This window comes from Caulobacter sp. Root343, from assembly GCF_001425745.1.
In the GTDB taxonomy this organism is placed as follows: domain Bacteria; phylum Pseudomonadota; class Alphaproteobacteria; order Caulobacterales; family Caulobacteraceae; genus Caulobacter.
In genome coordinates, this window is the sequence record NZ_LMDF01000011.1 from 310,673 (window position 1) to 321,745 (window position 11,073).

The 11,073-nt window shown below is 70.0% G+C and carries 10 protein-coding genes; 5 read left to right on the forward strand and 5 right to left on the reverse strand.

The genetic code is table 11. The features are described 5' to 3' along the window. The gene (gene pseC / locus ASC70_RS23280; RefSeq protein WP_056055251.1) at window positions 1–1,161 is read right to left on the reverse strand and encodes a UDP-4-amino-4,6-dideoxy-N-acetyl-beta-L-altrosamine transaminase; all 1,161 of its coding nucleotides are present in this window, start codon (window positions 1,159–1,161) and stop codon (window positions 1–3) included. Further along, window positions 1,158–2,198: a UDP-N-acetylglucosamine 4,6-dehydratase (inverting) gene (gene pseB / locus ASC70_RS23285; protein WP_056055254.1), complete on the reverse strand. Its 1,041-nt coding sequence runs from the start codon at window positions 2,196–2,198 to the stop codon at window positions 1,158–1,160. The genes pseC and pseB overlap by 4 nt, the downstream gene beginning before the upstream one ends. Before the next feature lie 119 nt (window positions 2,199–2,317). On the opposite strand from pseB, the gene ASC70_RS23290 reads away from it, so the two are divergent. Further along, window positions 2,318–2,737 (forward strand): hypothetical protein, encoded by a 420-nt coding sequence (locus ASC70_RS23290; RefSeq protein WP_056055257.1) that lies wholly within the window; start codon window positions 2,318–2,320, stop codon window positions 2,735–2,737. A 254-nt stretch (window positions 2,738–2,991) separates the two neighbouring features. Here the strand turns inward: ASC70_RS23290 and tadA are convergent, their stop codons facing one another. Continuing rightward, window positions 2,992–3,477, reverse strand: a complete 486-nt coding sequence (tadA, locus tag ASC70_RS23295) for a tRNA adenosine(34) deaminase TadA (protein WP_082539906.1) — start codon at window positions 3,475–3,477, stop codon at window positions 2,992–2,994. Window positions 3,478–3,583: 106 nt separating this feature from the next. Between tadA and ASC70_RS23300 the strand changes: the two genes are divergently transcribed. Continuing rightward, window positions 3,584–4,834 (forward strand): pseudouridine synthase, encoded by a 1,251-nt coding sequence (locus ASC70_RS23300; RefSeq protein WP_056055260.1) that lies wholly within the window; start codon window positions 3,584–3,586, stop codon window positions 4,832–4,834. A 9-nt stretch (window positions 4,835–4,843) separates the two neighbouring features. Here the strand turns inward: ASC70_RS23300 and ASC70_RS23305 are convergent, their stop codons facing one another. After that, window positions 4,844–5,815, reverse strand: a complete 972-nt coding sequence (locus tag ASC70_RS23305) for a CPBP family intramembrane glutamic endopeptidase (protein WP_056055263.1) — start codon at window positions 5,813–5,815, stop codon at window positions 4,844–4,846. A 124-nt stretch (window positions 5,816–5,939) separates the two neighbouring features. Here ASC70_RS23305 and ASC70_RS23310 point away from each other — a divergent pair, with 124 nt between their 5' ends. The 3 genes from ASC70_RS23310 to ASC70_RS23320 all read left to right on the forward strand — a co-directional run bounded on the left by ASC70_RS23310 (window position 5,940) and on the right by ASC70_RS23320 (window position 9,720). After that, a complete protein-coding gene (locus tag ASC70_RS23310; RefSeq protein ID WP_056055267.1) occupies window positions 5,940–6,581 on the forward strand; it encodes a TMEM175 family protein in 642 nt (213 codons plus the stop codon). Then, window positions 6,581–7,144: a 16S rRNA (guanine(966)-N(2))-methyltransferase RsmD gene (rsmD, locus tag ASC70_RS23315; RefSeq protein WP_056055269.1), complete on the forward strand. Its 564-nt coding sequence runs from the start codon at window positions 6,581–6,583 to the stop codon at window positions 7,142–7,144. Before ASC70_RS23310 ends, rsmD begins: the two co-directional genes overlap by 1 nt. Window positions 7,145–7,290: 146 nt before the next feature. Beyond that, the gene (locus ASC70_RS23320; RefSeq protein WP_056055272.1) at window positions 7,291–9,720 is read left to right on the forward strand and encodes a glycoside hydrolase family 2 TIM barrel-domain containing protein; all 2,430 of its coding nucleotides are present in this window, start codon (window positions 7,291–7,293) and stop codon (window positions 9,718–9,720) included. A 206-nt stretch (window positions 9,721–9,926) separates the two neighbouring features. Here ASC70_RS23320 and ASC70_RS23325 read toward each other — a convergent pair whose 3' ends face one another. Continuing rightward, window positions 9,927–10,811, reverse strand: coding sequence for a helix-turn-helix domain-containing GNAT family N-acetyltransferase (locus ASC70_RS23325; protein WP_056055275.1), 885 nt, complete (start codon window positions 10,809–10,811; stop codon window positions 9,927–9,929). Window positions 10,812–11,073: the final 262 nt, after the last annotated feature.

Sequence of the window (11,073 nt, forward strand, 5' to 3'; positions counted from 1 at the left end):
CTACCCCAGAATCCCCGCCAGCCCGTCCACCACCCGCGCGACGTCGCCGTCGGTCATGGTCGGATACAGCGGCAGGGTCAGGCAGCGGGCATACCAGGCGTCGGCGCCGGGAAGGTCGGCCAGCCCCTGGCGTTTGACGTAATAGGGCTGCCGATGGACCGGGATGTAGTGGACCTGGGTCCCGATCCCCTGCGCCTTCAGGCTCTCGACCACGGTGCGGCGCGACAGGCCCTCGGCCTCGAAGTCGATCAGCACGGTCAGCAGGTGCAGGGCGGGATCGGAATGGGCGGGGCTGGCGGCCAGCCGAACTCGGGGCGTGCGCTCGGCCAGCAGCTTGGCGTACAGCGCCGTCAGCTGGCGGCGGCGGGCCACGAAGCGGTCCAGCTTGTTCAGCTGCGACAGGCCCAGGGCGCACAGCACGTCCGGGATGCGGTAGTTGAAGCCCAGCTCGGGCATCTCGTACCACCAGGGATCGCCGCCGGCCGGGCGCACCATGCCGTGCGAGCGCAGCAGGCGGGCCTTGGCCGCGAGGTCGGCGTCGTTGGTGGTCAGCATGCCGCCTTCGCCGGTGGCCAGGGTCTTGACCGGGTGGAACGAGAAGCTGGCGAAGCTGGAATAGGCCCCGTCGCCGACCGGATGGGCGACGCCGCCGAAGGTCCCGGTCGAGCCTAGGGCGTGCGGGGCGTCCTCGACCAGCACCGCGTCCGAGGCGCTGGCCATGGCCTTCATGGCCGGCAGGTCGCAGACGTCGCCGCGCAGGTGCACGGGCAGCACGGCCCTGATGCGTTTGTCGCGGGCCCCGTTCAGGGCCTTGGCCAGGGTGTCCGGAGTCATCAGCCCGCTGTCGGGATCGACGTCGGCGAACACCACCTCGGCCCCGACGTAGCGGGCGCAGTTGGCGGTGGCCAGGAAGGTGATTGACGGGGCGACGCAGACGTCCCCTTCGCCGATCCCGAGAGCCATCATCGCCAGGTGCAGGGTGGCCGTGCCGTTCGAGACGGCGACGGCGTGGCGGGCGCCGACCTTCTCGGCGAAGGCGGTCTCGAACGCCTCGACGGCCGGACCGGTGGTCAGGTAGTCGCCGCGCAAGGCCTGCGCCACCGCGGCGATGTCGTCGTCCTCGATCGTCTGGCGACCGTAGGGGAGGAAGGCGCCGCTCATCGCGCGGCCTTTTCCTCCAGCATGGCCAGCAGGCCTTCGGGGCTGAGCCAGTCGTGGTTGTTGTCGCTGCTGTACGAGAACTCCTCGGCCACCGGCTTGGCGCCGTCCGCCGCGCCATACGGCGTGCGGCCGAACTCGGCGAAGTTGGGCTCGATGGCGTAGCGGTCCTCGAACTCGACGGTCGAGCGGGCGTCGTCGGCGCTGATCATGATCTCGTGCAGCTTCTCGCCGGGACGGATGCCGACCACCTTCATGCCGGCGTCCGGCGACATGGCCTTGACCAGGTCGGGCATGGCCATGGACGGGATCTTCGGCACGAAGATCTCGCCGCCGCGCATCATGGTCAGCGACGACAGCACGAAGTCGACGCCTTCGTTCAGCGTGATCCAGAAGCGGGTCATGCGCGGGTCGGTGACCGGCAGCTCGGTCGCGCCCTGGCTCAGCAGGCGGCGATACAAAGGCACCACGCTGCCGCGCGAGCCCACCACATTGCCGTAGCGCACGACGCAGAAGCGCGTGCCGATGTCGCCCGACAGGTTGTTGGCCGCCACGAAGGTCTTGTCCGAGGCCAGCTTGGTCGCGCCGTAGAGGTTGGTCGGGTTGCAGGCCTTGTCGGTCGACAGGGCGATCACCTGCTTCACATGGTTGGTCAGGCTGGCCCAGACCACGTTCTCGGCGCCCAGCACGTTGGTGTGGATGCACTCGGACGGATTGTACTCGGCCGCCGGCACCTGCTTCAGGGCCGCGGCGTGGACCACGATGTCGACCCCGCGCAAAGCCAGGGTCAGGCGCTCGCGGTCGCGGACGTCGCCGAGGAAAAAACGAAGTTTGGCGTAGGTCGCGTCGTCGAACTGCTCGCGCAGCTCCATCTGCATGTCGCTCTGCTTCAATTCGTCGCGGGAATAGACGATGACCTTCCGCGGGGCGTAGCGGCGCAGCACGGTCTCGATGAATCGCCGACCGAACGAGCCGGTGCCGCCGGTGATCAGGATCACCTTGCCGTCCAGATCGAGGGATTTGGGGGAAAAACGACCCAAGTTCAGCCTCCTGCGACGTCCGCGGGCCAAAGGGAGCCGGCGACGAATCGTGGTTAACGCCCCTTACTGCGCCCGCAGGCGTAAAGAGGACGTCAACCACGTTGCGGTAGCAAGGCGTCATGCGCCGCTCTCGCCTCCTGCCGCTCGCCCTGATCGCCGCCCTGGCCGGCGGCTCGCTGGCCGCGCCGACCGTCGCCCTCGCCGGACATGGCGGCGGCGAGGAGAACAAGGCCCCGCCTACCTATTTCGCGATGGATCCGATTAATGCGATCGTGCTGCGCCGCGACGGCCGCCGCGGCGTGATGACCGTGGAGACGGGCCTGGAGGTCCGCGATCCCGTGCTGATGAAGCGGGCCCAGGCCTCGACCCCGCGCCTGAGGGCCGCCTTCGCCCAGGTGCTGATGATCTACGCCGCCGGCCTGCGCGGCGGGGCGGCGCCGGACATCGACTACGTCGCCCGCGAACTGCAAAAGGCCGCCGACCAGGTGCTGGGCAAGCCCGGCTCCAAGGTCCTGCTGGGCTCGGCCCTGCTCAGCTAGGCAACCGCGCTAACGCTGGAACCCAAGCGGAGCCGGCCTTTTGAGAGCCGATTAGAAAAGTTCGCCTTCCTAGGCCTTGTGCCTAGCACCCAGCGTTCCGGCGCTCAGACTTCCAACCAGCGCACGCCCACCCTCCCGGTTCGCGATTCCTCAAGCCCGACCAAGCCGCGCCATGGGTCCTAGGCACAAGGCCTAGGAAGGCAGAATGTTTTGATGGTTTGGCTTTGGTCCCCGGCCTTCGCGGGATGAGCGGGTCAGGACTTCGATTTCCGTCGCGCCCGGAAGAACCCGCGCAGCAGCTCGGCGCTTTCGTCGGCCAGAACACCGCCCGTCACTTCCGGCCGCCAGTGGCAAGTGGGTTGGGCGAAGAAGCGGGGGCCATGGATCACGGCGCCGCCCTTGGGGTCCTCGGCGCCGAACACCACCCGACCGATCCGCGCGTGACTGATCGCGCCGGCGCACATGGCGCAGGGCTCCAGGGTGACGACCAGGGTCAGGTCGGTGAGGCGGTAGTTCTCCAGCTTGGCCGCCGCCGCGCGCATCGCGGCGATCTCGGCGTGGGCGGTCGGGTCGTGCGCGCCGATCGGACCGTTGCCGGCCACGGCCAGCACCTCGCCGGTCTTGGGGTCGAGGATCACCGCGCCGACCGGCGTCTCGCCGGCCTCGGCCGCCGCTCGGGCGGCGTCGAGGGCGAGGCGCATCATCAGCTGGTCTTGATCCTCGGGAAGATCGGTGCGCATTCAGCTCCTATAGCCCTAGAGGGGCTCCAAGTTGAAAGAGGGAGCATTTCGAGAAATGCTCCAGAGCCCATCGTGAGATGCGCCCAGCCCAAGAAGGACGCTTGAAGTGACCAAACCCCACGATCCCCTGTACGAGCCTGAACTCGACGGTCAAGACGGCGAGCTCGACGGCGGTCCCGGCGAACGGGTCGCCAAGGCCCTGGCGCGAGCGGGCGTGGCCTCGCGGCGCGAGGTCGAGCGGCTGATCGAGGCCGGTCGCGTGGCGATCAACGGCAAGGTGCTGACCACGCCGGCGGTGAAGGTCCAGGCCGGTGATTTCCTCACCGTCGACGGCCAGTTGGTGGCTGAGCGCGAGCCGACGCGGATGTTCCGCTATCACAAGCCGACCGGCTTGATGACCACCCACAACGACCCCAAGGGTCGGCCGACGGTGTTCCAGTCGCTGCCCAAGGAGCTGCCGCGCCTGATCTCGATCGGGCGTCTGGACTTGAACTCCGAAGGCCTGCTGCTGCTGACCAATGACGGCGAGGTGTCGCGCGCCCTGGAGACGCCCAGCAACGCCTGGGTCCGCCGCTATCGCGCCCGCGCCTTTGGCGACACCACCCAGGCCAAGCTCGACACGCTCAAGGACGGGATCACCGTCGAGGGCGTCAAGTACGGGGCCATCGAGGCGAAGATCGACAAGGCCCACGACAAGGCGGGCGGCGGCAAGAACATCTGGATCACCGTCTCGCTGTCCGAGGGCAAGAACCGCGAGGTCCGGCGGGTGCTGGAAGCGCTGGGCCTGAAGGTCAATCGCCTGATCCGCCTGTCCTACGGCCCGTTCGCCCTTGGGGCCTTGGAGGCCGGCCAGATCGAGGAGATTGGCCCCCGGGTGATCCGCGAGCTGATGGAAGGCATCGTCTCGCCCGAGAACATGCCGACCGGCGACCGCCCGAAGTTCGGCGGGATCGCCAACGCCGTGAAGGCGCCGGGCACGGCGGGCGGCGGCGACCTCCAGCGCCGGGGCGTTCCGCGCGCCGACCGCGACATCATCAAGCCCGACACGCCGGAAAAGTCCGAGAAGCCGGTCTACAAGGCCGGCTGGGCCAAGCCGAAGAAGAAGGTCTCGCCGCACGCACCGGCCAAGGGGGCCAGCAAGGGCATCGCTCAGCCCAAGGCCAAGCGCGCGCCCAAGTCGATGGAGACCAAGTTCATCGACGACCGCAAACCCGTCGCGCGCGGCAAGCCACCAGCCCGCCCGGCGGAGGGCGCGGCGCGACGGGTTTCGGAAAAGCCGGGCAAGGCCGCGCCACGACCGGGTCCCAAGGGTCCGGCGCCGCGCGGAAACGCCCCGCGTGGCGGCCCCAAGCGGTAGGAGCGCCGTCTAGGCCGTCGCCGGCGTCCGGACGCCGGTCCAGCGGCGCAGGGCCGGCCAGCGGACCGCCAGCTCGGCCACGCCGATGAAGCCGGCCAGCACCACCAGGGCGCTGGCGATCAGCCCGGCCTTGAACTCGTGCGGCGCGTCGGGGCGGGTGGTCATCGGCCGTAGCAGCAGCAGGATCACGGCGTTGTTGGCCGCGTGGGCGCCGATGCCCAGCTCGATGCCGCCCAGCCGCAGCGCCATCCAGGTCAGGCCCGCGCCCATGGCCGCGCGGACCAGGAAGGCGTCGATATTGGGGTCCAGGTGGATGGCGGCGAACAGCAGGCCGTTCAGGGCCATCAGCACCACCGGATCGCGGACATAGGCGGCGCTCTGCTTGAGCAGCCAGCCCCGGAACACCAGCTCCTCGGCGGCGGCGGCCAGGACCAGCAGGCCGACGGACAGGATGGCGTAGAGGCTGCGGCCCACCAGGTTGGGCGAGACCTTCCACAGCGGCGGATCGATCGCCTCGCCGGCCAGGGCGGCGATGGCGGTGATCGCGATCATCACGACGCCGACCAGGACCAGCCCGCCCAGCAGCAGGCGCCAGCGCACCGGCTCGCTGCGGTTGACGTAGTCGGTGATTCGGCGGTGGTGGATGGCGCCGGCGGCGAACACGAAGCCGACCGCTGCGCCCAGATTGATCCCGGCCAGCACCGCCAGGATGAACAGCGACTGGCGGCCCGTGGGCTCGGCCAGGTTCGGATCGGAGAACACCGCGAACAGCTCGCCGGCGGCGGGCGCGCCGTCCAGCCCGCTGACGATCACCAGGGCGATCAGGATGGCCGAGGCCCCGCCCAGCAAGGCGGCGACGGCGCCGGCCAGCACGCCGACCGGCACGGCGAACACGGTCCGCCACGGGTCGCGGTCGTAGGGCGTCAGGTCGGCCAGAAAGCGCGAGCGCTTCGCCGCCTCCAGGATTTCGCCCATACGCATCGTCCGATCGCCTCTTCCCCTTCGGCGCGACTAAGAGGGGGCGACCGCGATCTTGTAAAGCGCGCGCTTGCCGCCGCGCGCGGAGGACGGCACACATCCGGTTACGGGTTGTAAGGGGACATCTATGAGCGACAAGGATCTGGGCAATGGCGACACGGGCGCGGGGCACCTGCATCGGCTGATCCTGTTCTCGGACGCGGTGTTCGCCATCGCCATCACCCTGCTGGCCATCGAGATCCATCCGCCCCACCACTGGCATGGCGTCCCGGACCTGTTCCGCCAGATGGCCCCGCACCTGATCACCTATGCGGTCAGCTTCGGCGTGATCGGCATCTATTGGGTCAGCCATCGGCGGATCTTCTCGCGCCTGGCCTCGGCCAACGGCGTGCTGGACGCGCTGAACTTCGTCGTGCTGGGCCTGATCGGCCTGCTGCCGCTGGGCACCGAGCTGCTGTGGCGGCAGGAGGGCGGCCAGGCCTTCCCCGTCTATCTGACCCACGTGGCGCTGATCGGCTTCGCCCTGGCCGTGCTGTGGGCCTATGCGGTCTTCGTCGGCAAGCTGGCCAAGCCGATCGCCCTGCCCGAGGCGCTGTTCGTGCTGGTCCGCGTCGCCCTGTTGCCGGGCATGATGTGCGCCCTGGCATTCTTCAGCATCGCCAATGCGTGGGGCTGGGCGGTCATGGCGGCCCTGACGGTCGTGCTGGCCCGGGCCGGCGCCTGGATCGAGCGCAAATACCACCTGGCCGCCGAGGAGGCCGCCGCCTGATGCGCATCGTCTCGGGCCAGTATCGCGGCAAGGCCATCGTCGCTCCGCCGGGCGAGGCCACTCGCCCCACCTCCGACCGGGCCCGCCAGGCGGTGTTCAACATCCTCGAGCACGCCGCCTGGGCCCCGGAGCTGCACGGCGCGCGGGTCATCGACGTATTCGCCGGCTCGGGCGCGCTGGGGCTGGAGGCCCTGTCGCGCGGCGCGGCCTTCTGCCTGTTCGTCGAGACCGACGACGCCGCGCGCGGGGCGATCCGCGAGAACATCGACGCCATGCAGCTGTTCGGCGTCACTCGGGTCCACCGCCGCGACGCCACCGACCTGGGCCTGCGCCCCGCCAGCGCCGGCGCGCCGTTCGACCTGGCCTTCCTCGACCCGCCCTACGCCAAGGGCCTGGGCGAGAAGGCCGTCGCCGAACTGAAGGCCGGCGGCTGGCTGGCCCCCGGCGCGATCCTGATGTTCGAGCGCGGCCGGGGCGAGGCGGATCCAGTGCTGGACGGCTTCGAGCTGCTGGACACGCGCGAGTATGGCGCGGCGCGCGTGCTGTTCCTGAAGCTGGCCTAGCGGACGCGGCGCCATCCGCCTCTCGGGTCGCCCCGTTGCCTCCCGAGGCCTTTGACATTAGATTTTCAGAAAATGGAATAATATCTCATTTTGTGGGAGTCCCGGCGCGAGGCCGGGCCCCGGATGAGCTGGTCTGGGAGGACTCCATGGTCACCGGCAACCCCGGCGCCGCCGCGCCGCGCCGCGTCCGCGCGCTCAAGGCCGGACTTCTGGCCCTGGCCCTGCTGACTCCCGCGGCCCAGGCCGCCGAGCGCCATGTCACCCCGCTGACCGGCGGCTGGCGTTTCGTCCAGGGCGATCCCGAAGGCGCAGAGACCGCCAATCTCGACGATTCCCGTTGGGCGACCGTCTCGGTCCCGCACGACTGGGCCATCGCCGGCCCCATCGACATCAAGGCCCGAGCCGGCGGCGCCGGCGGCTTCTTCCCGACCGGCATTGCCTGGTACCGCAAGACCCTGGACGTCCGGCCGACGCCGGGCCGGCGGTTCTTCGTCGAGCTCGACGGCGTGATGGAGCGCAGCGGCGTCTGGATCAACGGCCACCATCTGGGCCATCGCCCCAACGGCTATGTCGGCCTGCGTTATGACGTCACCGATTTCCTGAAGACCGACGGCCCCAACCTGCTGGCCGTCCGCGCCGACACCTCGTTCGCGCCTTCGTCGCGCTGGTACGCCGGCTCGGGGATCTATCGCGGCGTCCGCCTGATCGAGACCGGCGATGTTCATGTCGAGCAAGGCGGCGTGTTCGTCAGCACGCCGGTGATCGGCGCCGACCGCGCCACGGCCAAGATCGCGGTGGAGCTCACCAACGACGGCCGGGCCTCGTCCTCGGCCGGGCTGGAGATCGTCGTCACCGATCCGGACGGAAAGGTGGTGGCCCGCCAGTCTGTCACACCCGTCGCCGTCGATCCGGCCCGCACCGAAACCCTGACCGCCGAGCTTTCCATCCCCGCGCCGCGCCTGTGGGACCTGGCCAGCCCGAACCTCTACAAGGCCGCCGTCCGGGTGATCGGCGCCGACGGCCAGCCATCCGACAGTGAAGCCGTCCCGTTCGGGATCCGCGAAGCCAGATTCGAGGCCGACACCGGCTTCTGGCTGAACGGCAAGAACCTCAAGCTGAAGGGCGTGGCCCTGCACGCCGACGGCGGGGCGGTCGGGGCGGCCGTGCCCCTGGCGGTCTGGCGCCAGCGCTTCGCGGCGCTGAAGGCCCTGGGCGTCAACGCCATCCGCACCGCCCACAACCCGCCCTCGCCCGAGTTCCTCGACCTGGCCGACCAGATGGGCTTCGTGGTCATGGACGAGCTGTTCGACCAGTGGAACGTCGCCAAGACGCCCGGCGACTATCACCTGTTCTTCGGCGACTGGCACAAGCGCGACGCCCGCGACATGCTGCGCCGCGACCGCAACCATCCCAGCGTCGTGATCTGGAGCGCCGGCAACGAAATCCACGACACCGCCTATCCCGTCCAGGCCAAGGCGGCGCTGAAGAGCCTGCTGACCGTGATGCACGCCGCCGACCCGACCCGGCCGGTGACCATGGGCCTGTTCCGCCCCAACGTGACCGGCGACTACGCCAACGGCCTGGCCGACATGCTGGACGTGGTCGGGCAGAACTATCGCGAGAACGAGCTGAAGGCCGCCCACGACGCCAAGCCGACGCGCAAGATCGTCGGGACCGAGAACACCCACGCGCGGGGCTCGTGGATCGCCGTCCGCGACTACGGCCCCTATGCCGGCATGTTCCTGTGGACCGGCGTCGACTATCTGGGCGAGGCCGACCGCAGCGGCTGGCCCAATATCGACAACCCCGCCGGCCTGCTGGACCGCACGGGAAACGTGAAGGTCTCGGGCATGCAGCGGGCCGGCTGGTGGGCCGAGCAGCCAGTCATCCACGTGACGCGCAACGCCGCCCCGGCCGCCCCGCCGCCGCCCAATGACGGCGCGGGCCCGGCCCCGGCCCTGCCGACCATGATCGCCGTCGCCACCCCGGCCCCCAAGGCCCAGATCCTCGACGACTGGACGCCCGCCGACCCGGCGCCGCATCCGGAGACGATCGAGGTCTACAGCAACTGCCCGTCGGTGGAGGTGTCGCTGAACGGCAAGAGCCTGGGCGCGAAGGCCTTGCCGGCTGACGGCGCGCCGCGCCAGTGGGCCGTGAGCTTCGCCCCCGGCGAGGTGGTGGCGACCTGCGGCGGCTCAGGGCCACGCGATACGCTGCGCACGGCGGGGGCGCCGGCTCGGCTGATTCTGGTCACCGATGACAAGGTCGCGGGTTCGACATTCGACGACCTGGCCATCGTCCGCGCCCAGGTGGTCGACGCCAAGGGCGTGGTCGCGCCCGCGTCCGACGCGGCGATCACCTTCTCGGTCAGCGGTTCCGGCCGCCTGGTCGCCGCCGACAACGCCGCCCCGACCGACCATACCCCGTTCGCCTCGCCCACCCGCCAGGCCTGGCGCGGCCAGGCCACGGCGTTCGTGCGGGGAGAAGGCTCTGGGCGCGCGATGACGGTGCAAGCCAGCGCGCCGGGACTGAAGTCGGCGACCTTGACGCTGCCGGTCGGCGCGCCACGACGGTAGCCGGCGGCCCTTCCGGCTCTTTCTCCCCTTGCGGGAGAAGGTGTCAGCGAAGCTGACGGATGAGGGGTCGATAGTCCTGTCGGCTTGGCGTCCAGCCGATCCGCTGTCGCGGCGGATCCAGTCTTCGACCCCTCACCCGGCCCTTCGGGCCACCCTCTCCCGCAAGGCGAGAGGGAAACAAGTTCGCAACGGCGAGGGCGCCGAACTCACCCCAGCGCCTTCCCGAACCACATCTGGGCGTAGGGGTCGTCGTTGAACCGTTCGACCTCTTCGTAGCCGGCCTTGGCGTAGAGGCCGATCGCTTCGGTCAGGGCGGCGTTGCTGTCGAGGCGGACGCGCCGGAGCCCGGCTTCGCACCCCAGGGCCTCCAGGGTCGTCAGCACCTTGCGGCCCAGGCCCAGGCCGCGCGAGGTCGGGTCGGTCCATAGCCGCTTGATCTCGCCAGTCTCGGCGTCGACCCGCTTGAGGGCGCCGCAGGCCACCGGCCGCCCCTCCAGCCGGGCGACCACGAACCAGCCCTTGGGCGGCGCGAACTGATCCTCGGGAGCCGGCGCGGCCTGGGCCGGGTCGTAGCCGCTGTCGAAACGCTGGGCGAGTTCGGCGAAATAGCGGTCCAGGCACCAGCGGGCGTCGGCCGAGCCCGGCGACACGACCTCGACCGCCACGGCCGAGGCCCGCAGCAGGCGTTCGACCTCGCCCATGGCCTCGACCAGCCGGCGGCGCTGGCGCTCGTCCAGCGGATCGATCAGGGACTGAGCCAGCCGATTCGACTGCACGTCATAGGCGTCGACCTCGGCCTGCCCCCGGTCGGTCAGCCGCGCCAGCCGCGCCCGGCCGTCGGCGGCCGACTTCTCGACCACGACCAGCTCCTGGCGTTCGAGGGCTCGCAGCAGGCGGCTGAGATAGCCGGAATCCAGCTCCAGCCGCTGGCGCAGGTCACGAACGTCGGCGCCATCGCGACCGACCTCGAACAGCACCCGCGCCTCGCCGAACGGCCGCCCCTGGCCAAGATAGCTGGCCTGCAGCACCCCGATCCGCTGGGTGACCAGGCGGTTGAAGGCGCGGATTTGCCGGAGGTCGGGATCAGACATTAGCTGACTTTAGTCAGCTATTTTTGGGAGAGCAATACGGCCCCCGCCGCAGGGCCCCCACCTGACCACGCGTGGCGTGGTCGTCCGCCCCCGGAAGGGGGCGGAAGGGGATTACCTTCTTCCCCCTCCGGGGGAGGAGCGCCGCAGGCGCGGAGGGGGCAAGTACGGGAATTGAAGCGCCTGTATCCCCGGCGTTCACGAGATCGAAGTCAGCGAAATCAACCGCTTCTCACTTTTACAGCCTTCTGAATGATCCGCGTTG